This is a genomic window from Pseudomonas sp. FP818 (genome assembly GCF_030687335.1).
Taxonomy (GTDB): Bacteria; Pseudomonadota; Gammaproteobacteria; order Pseudomonadales; family Pseudomonadaceae; genus Aquipseudomonas; species Aquipseudomonas shahriarae.
Map to the genome: position 1 here is coordinate 3,180,185 of NZ_CP117427.1, position 23,457 is coordinate 3,203,641.

25 protein-coding genes are annotated in these 23,457 nt (G+C 62.3%); 14 read left to right on the forward strand and 11 right to left on the reverse strand.

The window, feature by feature from the left end:
• Nucleotides 1-26: 26 nt before the first annotated feature.
• The gene (locus PSH80_RS14145) at nt 27-1,175 is read left to right on the forward strand and encodes a MalY/PatB family protein (RefSeq protein ID WP_252117162.1); all 1,149 of its coding nucleotides are present in this window, start codon (nt 27-29) and stop codon (nt 1,173-1,175) included.
• A gap of 33 nt (nt 1,176-1,208) precedes the next feature.
• Here PSH80_RS14145 and PSH80_RS14150 read toward each other — a convergent pair whose 3' ends face one another.
• From PSH80_RS14150 to PSH80_RS14180, 7 genes are all read right to left on the reverse strand, one after another.
• A complete protein-coding gene (locus tag PSH80_RS14150; RefSeq protein ID WP_003173733.1) occupies nt 1,209-1,424 on the reverse strand; it encodes a molybdopterin-binding protein in 216 nt (71 codons plus the stop codon).
• Nucleotides 1,425-1,541: 117 nt separating this feature from the next.
• The gene (locus tag PSH80_RS14155; RefSeq protein ID WP_305417191.1) at nt 1,542-3,932 is read right to left on the reverse strand and encodes a TonB-dependent receptor; all 2,391 of its coding nucleotides are present in this window, start codon (nt 3,930-3,932) and stop codon (nt 1,542-1,544) included.
• A gap of 161 nt (nt 3,933-4,093) precedes the next feature.
• Nucleotides 4,094-5,029 carry a FecR domain-containing protein gene (locus PSH80_RS14160; protein WP_057959368.1) on the reverse strand — a complete coding sequence of 312 codons (936 nt, stop codon included), beginning with the start codon at nt 5,027-5,029 and terminating at the stop codon, nt 4,094-4,096.
• Nucleotides 5,026-5,544 carry a sigma-70 family RNA polymerase sigma factor gene (locus PSH80_RS14165; RefSeq protein ID WP_057436856.1) on the reverse strand — a complete coding sequence of 173 codons (519 nt, stop codon included), beginning with the start codon at nt 5,542-5,544 and terminating at the stop codon, nt 5,026-5,028. Before PSH80_RS14165 ends, PSH80_RS14160 begins: the two co-directional genes overlap by 4 nt.
• 138 nt (nt 5,545-5,682) lie before the next feature.
• Nucleotides 5,683-5,850 carry a cytochrome C oxidase subunit IV family protein gene (locus PSH80_RS14170; RefSeq protein ID WP_370693739.1) on the reverse strand — a complete coding sequence of 56 codons (168 nt, stop codon included), beginning with the start codon at nt 5,848-5,850 and terminating at the stop codon, nt 5,683-5,685.
• Nucleotides 5,851-5,900: 50 nt separating this feature from the next.
• Nucleotides 5,901-6,467 (reverse strand): cytochrome c oxidase subunit 3, encoded by a 567-nt coding sequence (locus tag PSH80_RS14175; protein ID WP_305417194.1) that lies wholly within the window; start codon nt 6,465-6,467, stop codon nt 5,901-5,903.
• Nucleotides 6,451-7,227, reverse strand: coding sequence for a CbbQ/NirQ/NorQ/GpvN family protein (locus PSH80_RS14180; RefSeq protein WP_120733275.1), 777 nt, complete (start codon nt 7,225-7,227; stop codon nt 6,451-6,453). Before PSH80_RS14180 ends, PSH80_RS14175 begins: the two co-directional genes overlap by 17 nt.
• Nucleotides 7,228-7,529: 302 nt before the next feature.
• Here PSH80_RS14180 and nirS point away from each other — a divergent pair, with 302 nt between their 5' ends.
• The 11 genes from nirS (at nt 7,530) to PSH80_RS14235 (ending at nt 16,456) form a co-directional block, all read left to right on the forward strand.
• Nucleotides 7,530-9,098: a nitrite reductase gene (gene nirS / locus PSH80_RS14185; RefSeq protein ID WP_305420594.1), complete on the forward strand. Its 1,569-nt coding sequence runs from the start codon at nt 7,530-7,532 to the stop codon at nt 9,096-9,098.
• Nucleotides 9,099-9,122: 24 nt separating this feature from the next.
• Nucleotides 9,123-9,437, forward strand: a complete 315-nt coding sequence (locus PSH80_RS14190) for a c-type cytochrome (RefSeq protein WP_057436867.1) — start codon at nt 9,123-9,125, stop codon at nt 9,435-9,437.
• Between the two features lie 16 nt (nt 9,438-9,453).
• A complete protein-coding gene (locus PSH80_RS14195; protein ID WP_169960664.1) occupies nt 9,454-9,780 on the forward strand; it encodes a cytochrome c in 327 nt (108 codons plus the stop codon).
• Complete coding sequence (locus PSH80_RS14200; protein WP_305417196.1) at nt 9,777-10,949, forward strand: cytochrome D1 domain-containing protein; 1,173 nt, start codon at nt 9,777-9,779, stop codon at nt 10,947-10,949. Before PSH80_RS14195 ends, PSH80_RS14200 begins: the two co-directional genes overlap by 4 nt.
• 1 nt (nt 10,950) lies before the next feature.
• Nucleotides 10,951-11,409, forward strand: a complete 459-nt coding sequence (locus tag PSH80_RS14205; protein ID WP_057959364.1) for an Lrp/AsnC family transcriptional regulator — start codon at nt 10,951-10,953, stop codon at nt 11,407-11,409.
• Nucleotides 11,406-11,921, forward strand: coding sequence for an Lrp/AsnC family transcriptional regulator (locus PSH80_RS14210; protein ID WP_057436868.1), 516 nt, complete (start codon nt 11,406-11,408; stop codon nt 11,919-11,921). Before PSH80_RS14205 ends, PSH80_RS14210 begins: the two co-directional genes overlap by 4 nt.
• The gene (locus tag PSH80_RS14215; protein WP_057959363.1) at nt 11,914-12,357 is read left to right on the forward strand and encodes an Lrp/AsnC family transcriptional regulator; all 444 of its coding nucleotides are present in this window, start codon (nt 11,914-11,916) and stop codon (nt 12,355-12,357) included. Before PSH80_RS14210 ends, PSH80_RS14215 begins: the two co-directional genes overlap by 8 nt.
• On the forward strand, nt 12,332-12,862 hold the full coding sequence (locus PSH80_RS14220) for an Lrp/AsnC family transcriptional regulator (RefSeq protein WP_057959362.1): 531 nt from the start codon (nt 12,332-12,334) through the stop codon (nt 12,860-12,862). Before PSH80_RS14215 ends, PSH80_RS14220 begins: the two co-directional genes overlap by 26 nt.
• A 57-nt stretch (nt 12,863-12,919) precedes the next feature.
• On the forward strand, nt 12,920-14,098 hold the full coding sequence (gene nirJ / locus PSH80_RS14225; protein ID WP_115128344.1) for a heme d1 biosynthesis radical SAM protein NirJ: 1,179 nt from the start codon (nt 12,920-12,922) through the stop codon (nt 14,096-14,098).
• A gap of 67 nt (nt 14,099-14,165) precedes the next feature.
• Nucleotides 14,166-14,999, forward strand: coding sequence for a uroporphyrinogen-III C-methyltransferase (gene cobA, locus PSH80_RS14230; protein ID WP_115128345.1), 834 nt, complete (start codon nt 14,166-14,168; stop codon nt 14,997-14,999).
• A complete protein-coding gene (locus tag PSH80_RS14235; protein ID WP_057959359.1) occupies nt 14,996-16,456 on the forward strand; it encodes a cytochrome D1 domain-containing protein in 1,461 nt (486 codons plus the stop codon). Before cobA ends, PSH80_RS14235 begins: the two co-directional genes overlap by 4 nt.
• Nucleotides 16,457-16,557: 101 nt before the next feature.
• Here PSH80_RS14235 and PSH80_RS14240 read toward each other — a convergent pair whose 3' ends face one another.
• From PSH80_RS14240 to PSH80_RS14250, 3 genes are all read right to left on the reverse strand, one after another.
• Nucleotides 16,558-18,000: an outer membrane protein transport protein gene (locus tag PSH80_RS14240; protein WP_057959358.1), complete on the reverse strand. Its 1,443-nt coding sequence runs from the start codon at nt 17,998-18,000 to the stop codon at nt 16,558-16,560.
• A gap of 100 nt (nt 18,001-18,100) precedes the next feature.
• Complete coding sequence (gene praB, locus PSH80_RS14245) at nt 18,101-18,610, reverse strand: alkane oxidation protein activator PraB (RefSeq protein ID WP_057436883.1); 510 nt, start codon at nt 18,608-18,610, stop codon at nt 18,101-18,103.
• An 818-nt stretch (nt 18,611-19,428) separates the two neighbouring features.
• Nucleotides 19,429-21,531, reverse strand: a complete 2,103-nt coding sequence (locus PSH80_RS14250) for an EAL domain-containing protein (protein ID WP_120733281.1) — start codon at nt 21,529-21,531, stop codon at nt 19,429-19,431.
• 447 nt (nt 21,532-21,978) lie between these two features.
• Here PSH80_RS14250 and PSH80_RS14255 point away from each other — a divergent pair, with 447 nt between their 5' ends.
• Both PSH80_RS14255 and PSH80_RS14260 read left to right on the forward strand, forming a co-directional pair.
• Nucleotides 21,979-22,158, forward strand: coding sequence for a hypothetical protein (locus tag PSH80_RS14255; RefSeq protein WP_232544788.1), 180 nt, complete (start codon nt 21,979-21,981; stop codon nt 22,156-22,158).
• A gap of 32 nt (nt 22,159-22,190) precedes the next feature.
• Complete coding sequence (locus PSH80_RS14260) at nt 22,191-22,529, forward strand: DUF6388 family protein (RefSeq protein ID WP_057959356.1); 339 nt, start codon at nt 22,191-22,193, stop codon at nt 22,527-22,529.
• Here PSH80_RS14260 and PSH80_RS14265 read toward each other — a convergent pair.
• Nucleotides 22,526-23,407, reverse strand: coding sequence for a serine/threonine-protein kinase (locus tag PSH80_RS14265; RefSeq protein WP_305420597.1), 882 nt, complete (start codon nt 23,405-23,407; stop codon nt 22,526-22,528). The two genes, PSH80_RS14260 and PSH80_RS14265, sit on opposite strands and share 4 nt — an antisense overlap.
• Nucleotides 23,408-23,457: the final 50 nt, after the last annotated feature.

A 23,457-nucleotide genomic window follows, 5' to 3' on the forward strand; every position in this document is an offset into this window, starting at 1 on the left:
CCCGCCTTCCTGACACGAGCGCCCCCATGAGCTTTGATTTCGACACGATCCACCCTCGCCTCGGCACCGGCAGTACCAAGTGGAGCCGTTACCCAGAAGATGTCTTGCCGATGTGGATTGCCGACATGGATATCGCCGCGCCACCGGCGATCCTCAAGGCCCTGCACGCACGCCTGGACCAGCAGATGCTCGGCTACAGCGTCGCCCGGCCAGAAGTGCGCGAAGCGATCATCCACGACCTGTGGGACAAGTACGCCTGGCGCGTGCAGCCCGATGAACTGTTGTTCCTGCCGGGCGTCGAGCCCGGTTTCAACATGGCTCTGCACGCCTTTGTCCAGCCAGGCCAGTCGGTGGTGTTGCAAACCCCCAACTATGCGCCGCTGCGCCATGCCGCGGGCAACTGGAACCTGCCCAAGATCGAAGTGCCCTTCGAACTGAACGACCAGGGCGAATACCTCACCCCCCTGCCCGCTTTGCGCCAGGCCTTGAAAGGCGCCGGTGCGTTGCTGTTGAGCAACCCCCACAACCCACTGGGCAAGGTGTTCCCCCGCGAGGAGCTGCTGGCCGTGGCCAACGCCTGCCTGGATCAGGGCACGCTGATTATCTCTGACGAAATCCATGCCGAGCTGTGCTTTGACGGGCGCCGGCATATCCCCATCGCGTCGCTGAGCGCAGAAATCGCCCGCCGCACCATTACCCTGATGTCAGCCAGCAAGGCCTACAACGTCGCCGGCCTGAAGACCTGCTTTGCCATTGTCCAGGACCCGCTTATCCGCGAACGCTTCAACAAGGCGCGCTGCGGCATGGTCGACAGCGTCAGCCCCCTGGGCCTGGAAGCCACCTGGGCGGCCTATAGCCAATGTGATGAATGGTTGAAAGCGTTGGTGGCGTACCTGCAAGACAACCGCGACTACCTGCTGGATGCCGTACAAAAACACCTGCCCGGCGTGGTCATGCATGCCCCGCAAGGCACCTACCTGGCCTGGCTGGATTGCAGCGCACTGGGCCTGGACGACCCACAGCGGTTTTTCCTGGAACAGGCCAAGGTGGGTTTGAGTGCAGGTGTGGAGTTTGGCGATGACAGCCAGCAGTTCGTGCGCTTGAACTTCGGCTGCCCGCGGGCGTTGCTCGAAGAAGGTATTTCACGCCTGGAACGTGCGCTGAAAACCTTGTAAGCGCCGGCTTGCCGACGCCTGCAAGGGCTGGACTCAGAGCTTGGCGATGGACACTTCGGTGGATTTGACGAAGGCAATCACTTCGCTGCCCACCTTCAACTCCAGGTCGCGCACCGAGCGGGTGGTGATCACCGAAGTGACGATTCCGGACGCCGTCTGCACGTCGATTTCGGACACCACTTCGCCGAGCAGGATCTCCTTGATCACGCCCTTGAACTGGTTGCGCACGTTGATCGCTTTGATGGTCATGTGGGTTTTCCTTTCAATGTTGGGTCAATCCGCACGAATGCGCAGGCCTTTAAAATGCGCCCTCCGCACCAACAATAAAAGGAATAAATAACTATTTATTTATTCCTTTTTTGAATATTAAAAACCCACTGTTGCCGACACCAGCCACGTCCGCGGCGTCGACAGTGTCAGGCCCGGCGCGCTGTCGCTGGAGGTCGCGGCCGACGCCCAGTAAGTGGTGTCCAGCACATTCTCCACGGTCGCGCGCAGGGTCACCGGGTTTTCCTTGACCTTGAAGGTGTAGCGCGCGCCCAGGTCATAGCGTTCCCAATTGTCGATTTTCTGCTGGTTGGCCGCATCCAGGTACTGCGCGCCGGTATGGATCGCACGGGCGGTCAGGGTCACGCCTTGCAGGCGTGGGATATCCCATTCGGCGCCCAGGTTGACGTTGGCAATCGGCGCACCGGTGCCGCGCTTGCCGTCGGTCAGGCCCTGGGCGGTCTTGGTCTGTTCGCTGTCGAGCAGCATCACCCCACCGAGCAGGCGCACGCCCGTCAGGGGCTCGCCAAACACGTTCAGTTCCACACCCTGGTTGCGCAATTCGCCGTTGGGCTTGAAGAAACCCTGGCTGTCGATGCCATAGGCCGGCTGCTTGATCCGGAACACGCTGGCGCTCATGCCGAAGCTGCCCATGTCGTACTTGGCGCCGACTTCCACCTGCTTGCTCTTGGTCGGTGGGAAGATCGCGTTTTCATTGCGCACCCCGCTCGATGGCGCGGTCTCGCCCTGGCTCAAGCCTTCCATGTAGTTGGTGTACAGGGACAACTGATCGGTGACTTTCACCACTAGGCCCAGGGCCGGCGAGGTAGCTTGTTCGTCGTACTCCGGCTGATCCTTGATGCCATTGCTCCAGGAGGTGACCTGGACCTTTTGCAGGCGGGCGCCGAGGGTCAGCAGCACCCGTTCATCAAAAAACGCCAGGGTGTCGGCCAGGGCCAGGCTGGTGAAACGGTTTTCGGTGTGGGTGCTGGTGTCCCAGCGCACGGCCTTGCCTGGGTGGGGCAAAACCACCGGGTTGTAGAGGTTGCTCTTGCCGGGGGTGTAGCGCTCGCCGGCATTGTCGAAATCCATATTGAACTGATTGAGGCTGACATTGAGGGTGTGCCCTACCGGGCCGGTGTCGAACCAACTGCGCGCGCCGACGGTGACGGTCTTGACGTCTTCGTCGCGACGGAAGCTGCGCGGCACCACGGTGAAGTCGCCATTGCTCTGGGTTGCCTGCACGCCGTGGCGCAGGAAGTCGTAGTTGCCTTTGCGCGCCCCGGCTGCGGCATAGACCATCAATGAATCGCTGACATCAAACTCGCCACGCACCGCGCCAAAGGTGTCTTTGGTATGGGAGTAGGTCCAGGACTGGGCGAAGTTGTCACGGATGTCCTTGGCCTTGGGCATCACGCTACCCTTGGCGATTTCCACGCGCTCCTGAGGTGCGTCGCCGGTGCGTTCCTGGCGCCCGAGGTCGAGGGACAGGCGCACCCGCTCCTTGCGGTAGTCGAGGCCGATCACTGTCATTTCACGGTCCACCTCCTGGTGATCCCATTCGGTATCGCCGGACTGCTTCACGCCATTGAAGCGCACGCCAAACTGCTGCTCATCGCCAAACCGCCGACCGATATCCACCGCCCCCCCGAACTGCCCGGCCGAGGCATAGCTGCCGGTGAACTCGGTGAGCGGTGTGTCGCCGGCGCGCTTGGGCTCGATATTGATCCCGCCACCGACGCTGCCCCGAGGCGCGATGCCACCGAGCAAGGCGCCGGGGCCCTTGAGGATATCGACGCGCTCGACCATTTCCATGTCGATGGCGTAGGTCGGCAGCACGCCATACAGGCCGCCGTAGGACACATCACTGTTGAACAGGCTGAAACCGCGCACCGAGAACTGCTCGAAACGCCCGCCGGCCGGGTTGGTGATGCGCACCGAAGGATCGCTGGCAACCATCTCGCCGAGGGTCCGCGCCTGCAGGTTTTTCACTGCCTTGGAGGTATAGGACGTGAGGTTGAACGGCGTATCCATAAAGTCGCCGTCGCCGAGCATGCCCTGCGCACCTTTGCGCGTGACCTGGTCACCGGCGTAGGTTTCGGCGACGGGTGTGTTCGCGGCCCCGAGAATCGAGGTGGCTGGCAACTGGTAGGTACCGCCCTGCGGCGCGGGGATCAAGGTGTAGGCACGCTCACCCACCGCCTGCAATTGCAGGCCCGAGCCCTGCAGCAGACGCGCGAAGCCTTCCTCGACGGCAAACTCACCGGAGATCCCGGCGCTTTGCCGGCCACTGACCAGGGCCGGATCGACCGACAGATTGACCCCGGCCAGCCCGGCAAAGCGGGTCAACGCACTGCCCAGGGTGCCGGCCGGCACCTGATAACTGCGTCGGGCCGCGTCCTCGGCCCAGCTCACAGGAACAAACAACGGACTGGCACTCAGGCTCAGCACCAAACTCAGGCGCAACAATGATGGCGGGACGACGGGCATTAAAAGGCTCTCTGTTTTCGTTCACTTGCCTTGGATGACAGGCGAGCCGAAAAAAAGGGCCACGGTCTTGCGAACTGGCCGATAAAAAGGTGGGAAAGGGCTTGTGTGGGAGTGGGCTTGCCCGCTCCCCCATGGGATCTGCCGGGACAATAAGATCGCGATCAGCCCAGGGTTTTGCGCGGCTGCAGCGTGACCCAATAGCGTGTGCGGAACTGCACCTGCAGCCCATGAGTGGTGGCCAACAGGCTGAGGATGGAGTCGGTGTCGTCCAGGCGGAAACTGCCGGTGACGCGCAAGGTTTCCAGGCTCGGGTCCCAGCGCAGGACGCCCGGGCGGTAGCGATCCAGTTCGCGCAGGAAGTCACCCAGCGCCTGGTTCTGCGCCGTCAGTACACCGTCGCGCCACCCCAGTTGCTGCACGTCGAACGGCATCGGCGCACCCAGCCCCACAGGTTGCAGCCGTATTTGTTGCCCACCTTGCACCCAGGCAGCACGCCCGTGCCCGTCGAGTACTTGTACCCGGCCCTTGAGTACCGACACCAGGCAAGCATCCGCCAACTGGCGCACGCAGACCACGGCCTGGCTGGCGATAACCTGGCCATAACGGTTGTGTACGTTCAGCGCCGCCGTACCGGGTACAGTCAGCGCCATCTCCCCTTCGACCAGGGTCAGGCGCCGCGCAGCGAGGTCCACATCCACCGCGCTGGCGGTGTTCAGTTGCAGGGTGCTGCCATCGACCAGCGGCACGCGCTTGCGCTCGCCAGTGGCGGTATGCAGGTCGGCACGCCATACGTCGAGGGGTAACTGGCGACTGAGCAACCAGGCCGCCGGCACCAGCGCAGCCACGCCCAGGGCACGCTTGAGCACGGCGCGCCGGCCCGGTTGCGGGCGGTCGAGGCTGGCCATGGCCAGGGAGGATGGCAAGTCGGCAAAGCGCTGGCGCAGCAGTTGCGCTTTTTGCCAGGCCTGTTCGTGCTGGGGATGGCTGTCGCGCCATTGTTGCAAGCCGGCATGGTCGCGCTCGCCAGCGGTGCCGGATTCCAACAGCGCCAGCCAGTGCGCCGCGGCCCGGGCCACATCCGCTGGGGTACGGCTCACAGTTCCACCAGCAGGCAATGTTCGTAGGCCTGGGCCATATAGCGCTTGACCGTGCGCTCCGAGACCTTGAGACGCTCGGCAATCTCCCGGTAGCCCAGGCCTTCGAGCTGGCTCCAGAGAAACGCCCGGCGCACCACCGGCGCCAGACCGTCAAGCAATTCATCCAGGGCCTGCAGGGTTTCCAGTAGCAACCAGCGTTGCTCCGGCGACGGCACGCACTCTTCAGGCAGGCGTGCCAAGGCATTCAGATACGCCTGCTCCAGGCTGCGGCGCTGGTGGAAATTGACCAGCAGGCGCTTGCCCACCGTCACCAGATAGGCCCGTGGTTCCTGCAATTGCGCCACTGGCTGGGCGCTGGCCAGCACCCGCAGGAAGGTGTCCTGGCTCAGGTCGGCGGCATCCCAGGCGTTGCCCAGGCGCCGGCGCAACCAGCTTTCCAGCCAGCTGCGATGGTCGCGGTACAAGGTGCTCAGGCTGGGTTCTGCGGCGGTCGTTGGCAATACGGCATCATTCATGGCAAGCGAACCCTGGGCGGCGCGAGTGAGTCTCAAATGAGATTCATTCTATTTAATATCCCTGCGCCACACCATGATCTTTTTACCGGGCAGACCGCCGGCTCTCCTTGAAGTCTTTGCCCCCTCCCAGGAGGTCCATCAACGCATCACGACCATCCCTGCCAGCAGCACCACCGGCCACGCCAACATCGCCGCCCGCCATCCCCAAGGCGCATGTCGCAATTCCATAAACCCATCGGCAATCACCCAAGCCTTGGCCACCGCTGCCAACACCACCAGCCACCACCAGCCCGCCGCACCGGACATGACGGTGCCCACGCTCAGCAGCACCAGCCCGGCCCAGCACGCCAGCAACTTCACAACACGTACACCAACGGAAACAGCACCACCCACACCAGATCCACCATATGCCAGTACAACACCCCGGACTCGAACCCCGACTGACGCCCCAGACCATAGGCCCGGCGCCAGCAGCGCAACGCCAACCACGCCAGGATCACCATGCCCAACAGCACATGCAGAAAATGAAACCCGGTCAAAATCCAGTACAGGGTAAAGAACGTGCTGCGCTCCAGGCCCAGACCGGCCGCAGCCAGGTGCCCGTACTCGCCAAGTTTGATCCACACATAAACCGCCGCCACCGCCAGTCCCAACGCCAATAACCCACCTGCCCGCCGTGGGCGACCTGCAATGACCTGTTGCTGTGCCAACGCGGCGAGTAGGCCGGCCGTCAGCAGGCTGAGGGTCATCGCCAGGCCGGTGGAGGTATCCAACTGTGCGCGGCCCTCGGCAAAGACCTCGGGCCGCAGCGTCTGGGTCACGGCAAAGGCGAGGATCAGAATCGCAAACACCGAGAGTTCGGCGAGGATAAAGAACCACATCGCCAAATCACCCGGCAGCCGCCGCTCAACTGAAATGAACATCAACCACGTCCATCAGGGCCGCGACGGTTTGCGGGTCGTCGCTCAGCGCTTCCGCCAGGCAGGCCATGCAGGCTTCGCGCGGGAGCATGCCAGCGGCAATCAGGCGGGCGGTGAAGATCAGCAAGCGCGTGGACGCCACTTCTTCCAGGTCATGCTGGTCCAGCCGGCGCAAGGCCTGCCCCAGGCGCACCACCTGGGCCGCCAAGGCGCCATCCACCTGGGCTTCGCGGGCGACGATGCGCTCTTCTTCGGCTGTCGCGGGATAACCAAAGCGCATCGCCACAAACCGCTGGCGGGTGCTGGGTTTCATTCCTTTGAGCAGGTTCTGGTAACCGGGGTTGTAGGACACCACCAACATGAACGACGGCGGCGCCTTGAGGACTTCGCCCGTGCGTTCCAGGAACAGCTCGCGACGGTCATCGGCCACCGGGTGCAGGACCACGGCGGTGTCTTGCCGTGCCTCGACCACTTCGTCCAAGTAGCAAATGCCCCCTTCACGCACTGCGCGGGTCAACGGGCCGTCCTGCCACCAGGTGCCCTGGGCGCCGATCAGGTGGCGGCCGATCAGGTCGGCGGCGCTGAGGTCGTCGTGACAGGCCACGGTATACAGCGGCAATTGCAGACGGTGGGCCATGTGCTGGACGAAGCGGGTCTTGCCGCAGCCGGTGGGGCCCTTGATCAGCACCGGCATGCGGTGACGCCAGGCGTGCTCGAACAACTCATGTTCGTTGTTGACGGCTTGGTAGAAGGGTTCGGTCATAGCGCACCTTGCATGGACAGCGGGTTTGGCAGCCACGCTACGGGGGCCTGCGACAACCTGGCAAGCCGTACTCAGGGCAAACTTGATCGCCGTCAAGCGGTCATTCACCCGCCGCGACATAGTCTCTGCTGGCACTAAGAACCTGCGCTCTACCCAGATCGCAAAGGTCTTGCCTGAGGAGATATGGAATGCTGACTCGCAACAAAACACCCTTCGTACTGACGCTGGCCAGGCTCAGCTGCGCGCTGGCCCTGGCCCTCTCAACACAGGCCTTCGCCGCGGCTCCCGCGCCGGCTGCAGCCATGGTCAAGAGCCCTGGCGCACCGGACTTGAGCCAAGCCGAGTTCGATGCCTCGAAGCAGATTTACTTCGAGCGCTGCGCCGGTTGCCATGGTGTGTTGCGCAAAGGCGCCACCGGCAAGCCGCTGACCCCGGACATCACCCAGGCCCGGGGCCAGGCGTATCTGGAAGCCCTGATCACCTACGGTTCCCCCGCCGGCATGCCGAACTGGGGTACCTCCAATGCGCTGACCAAGGCGCAGATCACCAGCATGGCGACCTTCATCCAGCACACCGCGCCCACCCCACCGGAATGGGGCATGGCCGAGACGCTCAAGACCTGGAAGCTGCTGGTCAAACCCGAAGACCGTCCGAAGAAGCAGCTCAACCAGCTGAACCTGGAAAACCTGTTCTCCGTGACCCTGCGTGACGACGGCAAAATCGCCCTGATCGACGGCGACAGCAAGAAAATCGTCAAGCTCATCGACACCGGCTACGCCGTGCACATCTCGCGGATTTCCGCTTCGGGCCGCTACCTGCTGGTGATCGGCCGTGACGCCAAGATCGACATGATCGACCTGTGGCCTGCCGAGCCGACCAAAGTCGCCGAGATCAAGGTGGGCATCGAGGCCCGTTCGGTGGAGACCTCCAAGTTCAAAGGCTATGAAGACAAGTACGCGATTGCCGGTTCCTACTGGCCGCCGCAGTTCACCATCATGGACGGCGAGACCCTGGAGCCCAAGCAGATCGTTTCGACCCGCGGCATGACCGTGGACAAGCAGGAATACCACCCGGAACCACGGGTGGCGGCGATCATCGCGTCCCACGAATGGCCCGAGTTCATCGTCAACGTCAAAGAAACCGGCAAGGTCATGCTGGTCAATTACCAAGACATCAAAAACCTCACCATCACCACCATCGACGCCGCGCCCTTCCTGCACGACGGCGGCTGGGACAGCACCCATCGCTACTTCATGACGGCGGCGAACAACTCCAACAAGGTTGCAGTGATTGACTCCAAGGAGCGCAAGCTCACCGCTCTGGTGGATGTCGGCAAGACCCCGCACCCCGGCCGTGGCGCCAACTTTGTACACCCGCAATACGGTCCGGTGTGGGCCACCAGTCACTTGGGTGACGGTGGGGTTTCGGTGATCGGCACCGACCCGGTCAAGCACCCGCAGTACGCCTGGAAGCAAGTGACCTCGCTCAACGGCCAGGGCGGTGGCTCGCTGTTTATCAAGACCCACCCCAACTCGCGGCACCTGTATGTCGACACCACGCTCAACCCCCACACCAAGCTCAGCCAGTCGGTCGCGGTGTTCAACATCGACAAGCTCGACGCTGGCTACACCGTACTGCCGATTGCCGAATGGTCGGGCATCAAGCAAGGCGCCCTGCGCGTGGTGCAGCCGGAATACAACAAGGCAGGCGATGAAGTGTGGTTCTCGGTGTGGAACGGCCAGGAAGAGGAGTCGGCGCTGGTGGTGGTCGATGACAAGACCCTCAAGCTCAAGAACGTGATCCGGGACAAGCGCCTGATTACCCCGACCGGCAAGTTCAACGTCTACAACACCCAATTCGACATTTATTGAGCTTCATCAACAAGAGGCAAACCAATGAAAAATATCCTGCTTGCACTGGCGACCCTGGGCGCGGCCCTGAGCCTGTCCACCGCAATGGCCGATGACGGCGCGGCGCTGTTCAAGAGCAAACCCTGTGCCGCCTGCCACACCATCGACAGCAAGATGGTGGGCCCGGCGCTCAAGGAAGTGGCGGCAAAAAATGCCGGCGTCAAGGACGCTGACAAAACCTTGGCCAGCCACATCAAGAACGGCACCCAGGGTAACTGGGGACCGATTCCGATGCCGGCCAACCCCGTCACGGATGCCGAAGCCCTGACCCTCGCCCAATGGGTGTTGAGTCTGAAATAAGCACAAGGAGCGCGCCATGCAAATCTCGATGATCGGTTCGGCCATGGCGCTGCTCTTTCTCATTCCTGCGCCGGTGCACGGAGCACCGGCGCCTGCGCGCCAGGTCCAACTGGAACACCTGTTGACCCAGGACTGTGGCGCCTGCCACGGCCTGCACCTGACCGGTGGCCTGGGCCCGGCCCTGACCCCGCAAGCCCTGTCCGGGCAAACCCGCGACAGCCTGATTGCCACCGTGACCTATGGCCGCCCTGCCCTGGCGATGCCCGGCTGGGCGCCGTTGCTCAATGCCGGCGATATTGCCTGGCTGGTGGATCGCCTCCTGCAAGGAACCCCCGCGCCATGATCCGTCCCCTGCTTGCCTGCATTGCCGGCCTGTTGCTCACCGCCTGCTCCCATCCACCGTTGCGCGGCAGCGGCGACCTGGGCCTGGTGGTGGAGCGCGCCAGCGGCAGCCTGCTGATTATCGACAGCAGCCACCAGGCCCGCCTGGCACGGGTCTCGGGGCTGGGCGACCTGTCCCACGCCTCGGCAGTGTTTTCCCGGGACCAGCGCTACGCCTACCTGTTTGGCCGTGACGGCGGGCTGACCAAGGTCGACCTGCTGACCCAGCGCATCGACAAACGCCTGATCCAGGGGGGCAACAGCATCGGTGGCGCGATCAGCCAGGACGGGCGTTTGATTGCCGTCTCCAACTACCAGCCCGGTGGCGTCAAGGTGTTCGACGCCGTGACCCTGCAACAGGTGGCCGATATCCCGGCCACGCCCCTGGCCGACGGCAAACGCTCGCGGGTGGTGGGCCTGGTGGATGCGCCGGGACAACGCTTTGTGTTCAGCCTGTTCGATACCGACGAGATCTGGAGCGCCGATTTCAGCCAGGGCAACACCCCGGCCATCACCCGCTTCACTGGCATTGGTCGCCAGCCCTATGACGCGCTGATCACCGCCGATGGCCGTTACTACATGGCCGGGTTGTTTGGCGAGGACGGCATGGCCCAGCTCGACCTGTGGCACCCCGAACATGGGGTCAAGCGTGTGCTCGCCGACTACGGTCGCGGCCAGCAAAAACTGCCGGTGTACAAGATGCCGCATCTGGAAGGCTGGGCCGTGGCCGATAACCAGGCCTTCGTGCCCGCCGTAGGCCGCCATCAGGTGCTGGTGATGGATGCGCGCACCTGGCAACAGACCGCCACCATTGCCGTGGCCGGCCAACCGATTTTTGTCACCGCACGGCCCGACGGGCGCCAGTTGTGGGTCAACTTCGCCTACCCGGACAACGACCGGGTACAGGTGCTCGACACTGAAACCCACCAGGTGGTCGCGGACCTGCGTCCCGGCCCTGGTGTGCTGCATATGGAATTCACCGGGCGCGGTGAGCAGCTGTGGCTGTCGGTTCGCGACGGCCAACAGGTGCAGGTCTGGGATCCTTATCGCTTGACCTTGCTCAAGACCCTGCCGGCCGAAAGCCCCAGCGGAATCTTCTTCAGCAGCCGCGCGCAAAAAATGGGGTATTGAGATGGAACTTGACGAGCTCACCACGCGCCTGATCGACCGCTATCAACATGGCATGCCGCTGTGCGCCGAGCCTTACATGGAAATGGCCAACACCCTCGGCTGCAGCGAGAAACAGTTGATGGCCTGCCTGCAACGCCTGGAACTGGCAGGCGCACTGTCAAGGGTCGGGCCGGTGTTCGATCACAGCCGCGCCGGGGCCAGTACCCTGGCCGCCCTGGCGGTGCCCGCCGAACGCCTGGAGCAGGTGGCCGCGCGCATCAGTCGCTATCCCGAGGTCAATCACAACTACGCCCGCGAGCATCACTACAACCTATGGTTTGTGCTGACCGGGCCCAATCGCCGGCACCTGGAACAGATTCTCGACGAACTGGAAAAAGACACCGGCCTGATCCCTCTGGACCTGCCGATGCTCACCTCCTACCGCATCGACCTGGGCTTTGCCCTGGGAGGCCACCTGTGATCGCGCCGCTGAACCACGAGCAACTGCTCGACCTGCGCCAATGCCTGGAGCGCGGCCTGCCGAGGGTGTCGCGGCCCTATGAAGACCTGGCCGAGCAGATCGGCGCCCATCACCAGCAAGTGTTGCGGCAGATGCAGCAATGGCAGGAGCAGGGCCTGTTCCGCCGCGTCGGCCTGGTGCTCAACCACCGCGCCCTGGGCTTTGTGGCCAACGCGATGCTGGTGCTGGATGTGCCCGATGCGCTGATCGACGAAGTCGGCCAGCGCCTGGGTTGCGCGCCGGGCATCACCCTGTGCTATCAGCGGCCACGGCGCTTGCCGCACTGGCGCTACAACCTGTTCTGCATGGTCCACGGGCGTGAGCGCGCAGCGGTGCAGGCGCAGATCGAGGCACTGTTGCAACAGCACCTGCTCAGCGACCTGCCCCACCACCTGTTATTCAGCACACGCATGTTCAAGCAGTGCGGCGGGCGTTTTGCGCCACCGCCATCCCAGGTATGGGCCCATGGATGAACTTGACCGTCAGTTGATCAACCGCCTGCAACGGGGCCTGCCCCTGGTTCGTCACCCGTGGCAGTTACTGGCTGCAGAGCTGCACAGCACGCCCGACGAACTGCTCGACCGCCTGCACCTGCTGCTCGAAGACGGCGTGCTGACGCGCTTCGGGCCGATGTTTGATATTGAGCGCCTGGGCGGCGCCTTCACCCTGGCCGCCCTGGCGGTACCTGAAGCACGCTTTGAACAGGTCGCGGCGCAGCTCAACGAACTCCCGCAAGTGGCCCATAACTACCGGCGCGAGCATCACTGGAACATGTGGTTTGTGCTGGCCTGCGGCACCGCCGAAGACCTCGAGCAGACCCTCTCGCACATCCACACCATCACCGGGCTTGAGGTGCTTAACCTGCCCAAGGAGCAAACCTACCATGTCGGTCTGTACTTCCCGGTTTGACGAGAGCCTGGCCCAGCGCTTGATCCATTTGACCGACGCCGGCCTACCCCTGTTGGAAGACCCCTGGACCTGGCTCGCCGAGCAATTGGGGATCAGCGTCGAATCCACCCTGGATCTGCTCAAGCGCTTGCAGGGTGAAGGCGCGATCCGCCGGATCGCCGCCGTGCCCAATCACTATCGCTTGGGCTATCGCCACAACGGCATGACCGTGTGGGATGTGTGCGATGAACAAATGCCGCGCCTGGGCGAACTGATCGGCGCCCAAACCTTTGTCAGCCACTGCTATCGCCGGCCCCGGCGCGCGGACTGGCCCTACAACCTGTTCGCCATGGTCCATGGCCGCAGCCGCGAAGAGATCGACAGTTATCGTGAACACCTGCGCTTCTTGCTGGGCGATGCCAGCCGGGCGGGCGAGATGTTGGTGAGCAGTCGCATCCTGAAAAAAACCGGCCTGCGCCTGACCCAACGATCCACGGTGGAAGCTGCCCACACAGATGCTGGATGACCCACCGCCAACGCAGCCCCGCAGGGCGAGACAGCTCCCCCACACAAGGACCACTCCATGCTTAGGATCAGTCATTACCTGCGCACCCTGGCCGGCCAATGCCCACCACCGCGCAGCGCCAAACCGGGCAGCGACCGCGCGCCGGTGGTGATCTGGAACCTGCTGCGCCGCTGCAACCTGACCTGCAAGCACTGCTACGCCACCAGCGCCGACAGTGTGTTCCGCGATGAGCTGGATACCGAGGCCGCGCTGAAGGTGATCGACGACCTGCACGACGCAGGGGTCAAGGTGTTGATCCTCTCGGGCGGCGAGCCCTTGCTGCGCGATGACCTGTTCCAGCTCAGCGCCTATGCCCGCGCCAAGGGCTTTTTCGTGGCGCTGTCGAGCAATGGCACGTTGATTGACGAAGGCAATATCCAGCAGATCGCCGATGCGCGCTTTGACTATGTGGGCATCAGCATTGATGGATTGAAGGCCACCCACGATGCATTCCGCCAGTGCGAGGGCAGTTTCGAGCGCTCGATGCATGCCATCAGCCTGTGCCGCCAGGCTGGCATTCGTGTAGGCCTGCGCACCACCCTGACCCAGGAAAACCACGCGCAGTTGCCGCAACTGCTGGGGCTGATGCGCGAATACGATGTGCAGAAGTTCTACCTCTCGCACCTCAACTACAGCGGGCGCGGCAAGCGCAGCCGGCAACTGGACGCCCATCAGCAGATGAGCCGCGACGCCATGCTGATGATCTTCCAGCAGGCCTGGAACGACGTCCAGAACGGCGTGGCCAGCGATTTTGTCAGCGGCAACAACGACGCCGACGCCGTGCTGTTGCTGCAATGGGTGCATCAGCATTTGCCGGAACACTACCCGCAACTCGAACACCTGCTGCATGCCTGGGGCGGCAATGCCTCGGGCAGCGGTATCGCCAATATCGACAACACCGGCGAAGTGCACCCGGACACTTACTGGTGGCAACACTCGGTGGGCAATGTGCGCCGCACCTCGTTTCGCGAAATCTGGCTGGAACGCCCCGACCCGTTACTGCTGCGCCTGCGCCAATACCCGCGGGAGGTCGGTGGCCGTTGCACCGACTGCCGCTGGCTGAACATCTGCAACGGCAACACGCGCACCCGCGCCTGGGCCGACGGCGATCTCTGGGGCCCGGACCCCGGTTGCTACCTCAGCAACGCAGAAATCGCCCGCACCCCGCCCACCTTGATTCCTTGCTCGGCACGCTGAACCACCGGCCGCTCACCTGGTGAAACAACCGGGGAGCGCCAACCTGATGATGAACCAAGGAAGTCTCATGCACTCAACCTACGCCTTACCCTACGCGCTGCACAGCCCCTTCCACCCCGGCGAAGTCGCCCTGGTCGGCGCTGGTCCCGGCGACCCGCGCCTGTTGACCCTGCGCGCCTGGAGCCTGCTGATGCAGGCGGATGCAGTGGTGTTCGATCGCCTGATCAGTGCCGAGTTGCTGACCCTGATCCCGCTGACCTGCGCCCGCCATTACGTGGGCAAGGCCAGCGGTTATCACAGCCTGCCCCAGGAGCAGATCAATGAACTGCTGGCCGAACTGGCTCAGCAAGGACAGCGCGTGGTGCGGCTCAAGGGCGGCGATCCCTTCGTGTTTGGCCGCGGTGCCGAAGAACTGGAATACCTGCTGGCGCAAGGGGTGTCGTGCCAGGTGGTTCCAGGCATCACCGCGGCATCCGGCTGCAGCGCCTATGCGGGCATCCCGTTGACGCACCGTGATCTGGTCAACTCGTGTCGCTTCGTCACCGGGCATTTGCAGCGCGACGGTGAGTTGAAATTGCCCTGGGACAGCCTTGCCGACGGCAGCCAGACCCTGGTGTTCTACATGGGCCTGTCGAACCTGGCGATGATCGCCGAACGCCTGATCGGCGCCGGGCTGTCCGCCGAGACGCCGGCGGCGCTGATCTGCAATGGGGCCCGCGTCGACCAGCAAGTGCATCGCGGCACCCTGCGCCAACTGCCGGCCCTGGCCCTGATGTGCGAGCCCGGCGTGCCGACCTTGACGGTGATCGGGCATGTGGTGGATCTGTTTGCCGATGCGCCCCTGCACTACCCCGCCAGCCTCGCGCCCGCTCATCTCGCGCGGCCCAGGGTGGCGGTATGAAGCGCCTGTGGCTGGTGCCGTTGCTCTGGGCCAGCGCCGCCCACGGTGCGCCGGATGCCGCCGCCGATTACCAGCAGCATTGCCAGAGCTGCCATGGCCTCAACCGGGTCGGCAGCACCGGCCCGGCGTTGTTGCCGGAGAGCCTGGGGCGGATCAAGCCGGCCGAGATTCGCCAGGTCATCGAACACGGTCGCCCGGCCAGCCAGATGGCGGCATTCGCCGGTCAACTCAGCGCGCAACAGATCGACGGCCTGGTGACGTTCCTGCAACAGCCGCCCGCCACGCCCGCGACCTGGAACGAGCAGGATATCCGCAGCAGCCACCGCCAACTGGCCGACCTCAGCCAACTGCCGAGCACCCCGCAGCATCACGCCGACCCGCTGAACCTGTTTGTGGTGGTGGAATCCGGTGACCATCACATCGACATTCTCGACGGTGACCGTTTTGAGGTGCTCGACCGTTTTGCCTCGCACTTTGCCGTGCACGGCGGGCCGAAGTTTTCCCCGGACGGGCGCTTTGTGTACTTTGCTTCGCGCGACGGCTGGATCAGCCTGTATGACCTGCATAACCTCAAGCTGATCGCCGAGGTTCGCGCCGGCCTCAATACCCGCAACCTGGCGGTGAGCAAGGACGGGCGCTGGGTGCTGGTGGGCAATTACCTGCCGGGCAATCTGGTGGTGCTGGATGCGCGCGACCTGTCGCTGGTCAAGACCCTGCCGACGAATTCGCGGGTCAGCGCGGTGTACACCGCGCCGCCGCGCAACAGTTTTATCGTCGCCCTCAAGGATGTGAATGAGGTCTGGGAGTTGTCCTACGCGGCCGCGACCCCGAGCTTCGAGCCCCGGCGTATCCAGGCCCAGGACGTGCTCGATGACTTTTCCTTTTCCCCTGACTACCGGCAACTGCTCGCCACTTCGCGCAAGGCCGGTGGCGGGCAAGTGATCGACCTCGACTCCGGGAAGGTGGTCACCGACATCGCGCTGTCGGGTATGCCGCACCTGGGCTCGGGGACCTACTGGCAACGCAATGGGCAGTGGGTGTTTGCCACGCCGAATATCAGCAAGGGGCAGATCTCGGTGCTGGACCTCAAGACCTGGAAACTGATCAAGGAAATTCCCACCCTCGGGCCGGGGTTCTTTATGCGCAGCCACAGCAACTCGCGCTATGTGTGGAGTGATGTGTTTTTCGCACCCGGCAACGATGCGATCCACTTGATCGACAAGCAGACCCTGGAAATCGCCCATACCCTGCGGCCCATGCCGGGCAAGACCGCAGCACATGTGGAGTTCACCAAGGATGGGCGCTACTTGCTGTTGAGCATCTGGGATCGCGAGGGCGCGTTGATCGTGTATGACAGCCAGACGTTGCAGGAGGTCAAGCGGATCCCCATGAACAAGCCTTCGGGCAAGTACAACGTGGGGAACAAGATTGAGTTTGCGGAGGGGACTTCGCATTGATGGGGGGGCTGGATGGCTGGCGACAGTGGTGTGCCAGCCAGTAGCGGCGGTGACTGAAGGGCCGCCATCGCGGGCAGGCCCGCTGCCACACGGGATCTGGATCAGAAGGCGTAGGTAGCCCCCAGGCTGAGCACTTCGCCCTTGAGCTGGGCCTTGCCGTCCAGCGACGCCGCGCCAAGGCGATCAACGTTCTTGGTCTTGAGCTTGACGGTTTCTACAAACTGCCGTGAATAGGCACCGTCGATACTCAAGCCCGGAACCGCCCGGATGTTGTAGCCAAACCCCAGGGACGCAAATATCCGATCGCCATCAGGAATCCGCGGGTCACGGGTGGAGTTGGGGGTCGGGGTCTGGTCAAAGGCCACGCCGCTGCGCAGGGTGAAGTCATCGGTGAGTTTGTAGTCGCCGCCGAGGGCGTACATCCAGGTGTTCTTGTAGTTGTAGGGAATCGACACCAGGGTGCTGCCCTCCGACTTCAAGGTCAGGGCCTTGAAGGATGACCATTGGGTCCAGGTGGCACTCACGCCCAGGGTCAGGCGGTCGGAGAACTGGTGTACCCAATCCAGGGAGGCATTGGCCGGGATGTCCAGTTGGGCCGAGGCATTAGCGCCACCGGGATACAGATGCAGGCCTGGATAGGCCAGTTCGACCAGGGTCTTGCCATCCAGCACAGGGGTGGTCATGACATCTCTGGAGAGTGCATCGGCGTAGATATTGTATTTGCCCTCCAGCTTGTTCTTGATCTTGGCGTGGTAGTTCAGGCCCAAGGTATCCCGGGAGGTCGGCTTCCAAGCCATACCGGCAAACCAGCCCAGGGAAGTGTTGTCGACTTTGACCCGCATCAATGCCAGGCCCTGGCCGGCGGGAAACGGCGTGTAGCCCAGGTCCGGCGACTGCGCAGCGGCGGCGTAGAGGTCAACGTTCTGGCTTACAAAGCCTGTGGTGTGCTGCAAAATCCCCCCGCCACCGATGGAGAACTGATCATTGACCTTGAACGACAGCGAACCGGTCAGGCCCACGGTTTCGATTTTGGTATCTACCGCAAAGTCCCGGCCCTTCCAGTCCTCGTCCCACGTCGTGCGGGCCCCCATGGGCACCACCTGGCTCAGGCCAAAGGCAAAACGCTCGTTGATCGGGATAACCGTAAAGCCCGTCGGTGCCCAGGCTTCAAACCCACCCTGGCCACCGTCACCGGTGCGCGGCGTCGAGGTCGGCAGGCCGGTATCAGGATCAAGGACCGTAATGGATGCGGGATTGCCCGCGTAGTCATACGCCGAGCCTTTGTACTTGATGTCGACATTGGCGTAGTTGAGGGTGAACTGCGAAACGGGCCGGTCGATAAAGGCCATCGCCGCCGGGTTGTTGAAGGCCGCTGATGGGTCGTTCCTGAACAGCGAACCGCCACCGAACGCCCGGCCCCAGCCTGCGGTGTTGGCAGTCGGCGTCATGAACCCGCCGGCCTGGACCGGGCACGCCGCAACCGTCAGCCCACCCAACACTGCCAGGGCAAAGAATGCCAGGACCTGCTGTTTGTTGTGTTTCATGCACCACTCCGTCGTATCGTTACCCACCCCAGCAGGTGCCTCGAATAAGGCACCTGCCTTTCACGGGTGATCAGCCCTTTGCACTAGCAAGCGCGATGGCTCAAGGCGCCACGCTAAGGCTCGGGACCTTGACGGTCAGGGACTGGACGGCGCAGTTGCCGGAAAGCGGCTGGTTTTTACCGGTCAACGTGCGAGTCGCCTGGTTCCACTCGCCATTGAGGGTACCCGGGCCGCAGTTGGAGGAAGGGAACGCCACGGTCCAACCCACGTTTGAGACGGTGCCGCTACCGATGCCGGTGCTCGCGTTATAGCTGGTCGCGGTCAATACCCAACCCGGAGACGGAACGTTTTTCATCTTCGGCAGATTGCACAGGCCACCGCCAGTGAGCGTTGCCGAAGTGATGGTGGCTACGCCTGCGGATACATTGCCGCCGAAAGTGACGCCGCAGGTAATGGGAGCCCCGAAGGAAGATGGCGACGTTACAACAATCGTGCCTGCCTCAGTGGTAAATGGACCTTCCGGAATAATCGACACGGCGCTGGCCATGGAAGCCGCCCCGAACAACAGAGCAAACGAACTTACACGAACGAGGGCTTTCAAACTTTTCATTATTTTTCCTCACATGGATGGCGAACTATTTCGCCGGGGTAATGGCCATGAGCAAGAGTTCACATTGAAGCTGTGACACCCCCTCTCCGACCAAATCTCAATTCAAATAACGGCATTAAATCGCTTATCAATCCAGGAACCTTTTTGAACTTACAAAACCCCGAGCAGCTCTGCTTTATTAGCACTCGATAGTTTCTGGCTTGCCGGACACTTACATAGGGCGCGCTGCATCTTTATTTAACGCCACATACACTCAGTAACGTCCCTAACCCCAAGGCAGACAAATTCCTGGCAATAAGCGTTTGTGAGCCCCATCGACTCCGAAAAAACCCACGACATTCAGATCAAGCAAGACGACGCTGGTACTGCTACACCCACTCCAGGAGCCCTGCCGGGTGGGCATTGGCGACAGGTCGATACTGCAAGACCTGATTAGCCCTTTGCCAACACCTTCCATAAAGAACATAGATACAGAGCAGTGCCGACATCAAACAAGGCCCCAAGCAAGTACGGAAACTTAAACTAGAAAATTGCGCCTAAAAACATTGCAGACAAGTCAATCGCCTCCACAAGAGCCTATATTTAGAAATTTCTTTTTAAAACTCGTATCAAATAATCTACCTGAAAAAATTACTTACGCCAGAGGGGCACCCTCCATTTACGAGAAGTCCTACGCAACAGCTTTATACTCGTAGGAAAGTCGAATAACTCGAACCAGCGGCCAACTTCGGCGCAAGCGCCAGCGCACGGGAAGTCAAGGCTCAATATAGAGTGGAATTATTTGCAGGACTTATTTGTAGGATCAATGCAAGACGTGGCTATGCACCGGCCTCATCATTCATCTTGACTGCCCGCTCGCGAACAAATCGTTGCACCGCGTCGCCGGGCAACGCTTTGCTGAAATACCAGCCCTGGATAATCAACTCCGCCCCGGCGTGCCCCCTGCCCGACTGGAGGAAGGCCAACTGCTCAGCGGTTTCCACCCCTTCCACCACCACCCCCAGGTTCAGCGCCTCACAAAAGCGCAGCATGCCGGTCAAGACCTGCGCGCCCTTGGGGTCCTGCTGGGCCACCACAAAACTGCGGTCGATCTTGATGAAGTCCACCGGGAACTGGTGCAGGTAACTCAGCGCCGAAAACCCCGTGCCAAAGTCGTCGATATAGACCTTGGCACCAATGGCCTGCAGCTTCTGGATCATCTGCCGGGTCGCCTGGATATCGCCCACCAGCGCATCCTCGGTGATCTCCACCGACACATGGCCGTGGGCCAGGGAGAGGATGTCCACCAGTTGCCTGCCATAGGCGGGGTTCGTCAGGGTGGCGCTGGAGACATTAATGGTGATCGGTAGGGCAAAGCCGATTTTCTGCCACTTCTGGTACTGACGCACGGCCTGGGAGGCGACCCAGACGTCCACGTCCGGCATCAACCGGGCCTGGGCCAGCCACTGGAGGAACTCCCACGGCGAATGCACCTTGCCCTGGCCGTCCCGCGCGCGCATCAGCGCTTCACAGCCGGTGCACAAGCCCGTCAGGGAGGACACCTGGGGCTGGTACTCCAGGTAAAACTCGTAGTCGCTGATCTGCTGGATCCTGCTCAATGCACTGGCCTGGCGTGCCAGCGCCCGGTGCGCGGTCAGCACTGGGTCCAGTTCCAGCAGACGCCCTTTTTCTTCGAGCCCGCGAAAGGTCATGTCGAAAGACTTGAGGTAAACCGTACCGCCCTCCACCGCCTGCCGATGAATCGCGCGGACATAGGGCGCATAGACCAGTATCCCGACTCCCAGCAGCACCAGTTGCAGCGCCACCGCAGCCAGATCGCCCTGGGTACTCAGGTAGGCGTTGAGCAGCACCGGCGCGGTGAACGGCACGCTGGCCACCGCTGGCGATACCCAGCCGGCCTGCACCACCAGCAATGCCAGCACCGTATTGATCACCGGCACGGCTAAAAAAGGGATAAACAGGCGCGGGTTGAGAATGATCGGCAAGCCAAACAGCAGCACTTCGCTGACGTTGAACAGCGACAGCGGCAGGCTGGCCACCGCCAGCAACCGCATGGACTGGCTCTTGGAAAACAGCAGAATCGCCAGCAACAGGCACAGGGAACCGCCAGCCCCGCCAATAAAGGCAAAGCACCCCAGCAGACCGCCATTCAACGCATACAGGACGGGCTCCCCCGCCGCCAATGCCGCGCCATTGAGTATCACGGCCTGGTCCAGGGCATCAAACAGCGGCTGGATCGCGTACACGCCATGGATGCCAAAAAACCACAGCAGCGAATTGATCGCCGTGACAAACACACCGGTGCCATAAGGGGACTGCAGCGTATCGAGCATCACCGGGCCCTGGAACTGCGCCACATGAGCAACCTGCAACAGCAACGACAACGTCACCACCAGTAGCAATGCGGTGATTGCTCCCGGTACCACCATGTTGATCGTACCCCTGAGGTTGTGTCCCACCAGGTCTGCGTTGACCAAGCGGGTCCAGCGGTAGCGATGCAGCCAGGCAATCACCGGGACATTGATCAACGGCGAGGCGATGGCAATAAACAGGACAAAGGTTGCCGACGCACGTGGATAGTCCCGCAGGACAAAGGAGGCAATGACCACGTGTGCCAGGCACAAAAACGCTACTGGCAACTGCGCTAAGCGGTGCTGGATTGCCAGCATATAGCCGATGGAAGCGGCCACCAGCAGCGGGATCACGGAACTGATCTTGGCATGCAGGCCGGCCAGGAATGCCACGACCGGCGATGGGAAGTCGAGAATGCGGGCGCATTCGGACAACAGCAGAAAACCCGCCGAGACCAGCAAGCATGGCAAGATCCATAACAGGCCTTCCCGGATGGCTCGCAGCGACTCCGTGCTTGCCAGGGCTGCCAGGCGTTGGGTGAAGAACAGCTTGAACAGCGTCTGCGCCATGACTATCTCCCTGCCCTCGGGCCATCACACCGGTCTTCAACGAGGGCTTAACGCTACACGGCCGGGCCCCGAAAATGAAAGGATTTTGCCGCGTTTGGCATCGATGCGTCGTCCTGGGATACCAGCAGACGTGCAGACAAGGGTGTAATTTCCTACGCTTTTTGAAACAATACCGTGCGTGAGGGCCTTGCTGCCCACGCGGGTACCGCAGGTTTTCGGAACCAACTGCCACCCGCTCATGTCATGAGCTGTACGGGTCTGTCGACCCGCAGGCCGGCATCGAATGACTCGATCCGCAGGCCACGTTTACACCCGCAGGCATCGGTACGCCGACTGACCCAGCGTTCTCAGGGAGATGTATTGAACATGCAACGCAGGCTTACAAATCGTGCGCGACCTCTGGTTTTCACCGTAGGGCTTTGGTTGTGTGGGGTCGCTGTACTGTTTTTGATCAAGGCCGCCGTTGAAGCCGTCGAAGGGCCTATCAGCAAAACCTGGATCGACTTGACCCTGGTGCTGACCGCCTACCTGTTTTTTTTCTTGTTGGATCCACTGCAACAGTGGACAGCCAATCGGCTGCGTAAACGTGCCCGACGCAAAAGCCGTTACGAACAAGCCTCGTCCTGAGGTCGCGCAACCTGTATTTGCGGAGTCCCCCCTTGTCTGAACCTGGCGAAAACCTTCAGCTTGCCCTGGATATATTCCTGAGCCAGCACCCCGATCTGCGCACCGAACTGGACACGCTGAACCCCTTGGCGGCCCAGGCCAAGCGGGAAACCATGGCGCAATACCGGGCCGAGCGCCTGCATGAGGCCTTTGAGGCCGAGGCAGAAGCCCGCAACCTGTTTGCCTGGGAACTGACACTGCAACTGATCAGCCAGTCGCCACAGGAGTTCGAGGCCAAGCGCCTGGAGGTTCACAAGGAAGTGGCCCAGATGGCGGGACTGGAGTGGGCTGAGTATTGTCAGCTGCATGGTCTGGCAGACAGTTCACCTTAACGGGCAGCGAACCAGCGGCCCACCACCGAATGTTCACACTGCATCGCCACCTGCAACTCGTCGAGGGTGATGGTTCGCCGCTGCGGGTCGCCATTGAGCGCTATTTTCAGTGCCGGCCAGCAACGCCGGGGCAGTTGTCGCGGAGGCGCCAGTCGCGCGCCTTGTGTACTACGCCTGCCCAGCGCCAGGTCATACACCAGACACGCTGCACCATAGACCTCGCTACTGGCTGACAGGGGTGCGCCGTCCAGCAGTTCCGGGGCGGCATAGGCCGGTGTCCAGGCAGTGAAGCGCTGTGGGTTCAAGGCCGGCAGCCCGGACAGCGGCGGCGCAAGCGCCTGGGCAAGGCCAAAGTCAAACAGGCGCACCCCGTCATCGTCCAACATGACATTGCTGGGCTTCACATCGCCGTGCAACACACCTTGTCGATGGATGTAACCCAGCGCGTCCAGCAGCCCCGTTGCAATACGCCGCAGTTCTTGCCAAGGCACCCCGCGCGGGCAGTCGAGCAACAACTGGTCCAGGGTCGCGCCACTCATCAGCTCCATGGTGAAGAACGCCACTTCGCTCGCCGCATCCACATCAAACGAAAACACCCGTACCACGCGCGCGTGCCCCAGGCTGCGGGTCAGGGAAAACTCCCTGTAGAGCAGCAGGTGCGCATCCTGTGACTGGGCAAGGCTTTCACCGAGAACCTTGAGTGCCACCAGGGGCCTTGGCTCACCGAATTGCTCGTGGAGCAAATCACGGGCGCGATAGACAATCCCCATGCCCCCTTCCCCGAGCACCCGTTCAAGGCGATAGCGGCCGCCCAGTAACATCGGCAGCGGGCTCGATATGAGCGGGGCACAGGCGCCAGGCTGGGGCTGGTTTTCCATCATGCTTGCATCACCAGGGCCGTCAGATTACCCCTGGCCTGACCACGCAA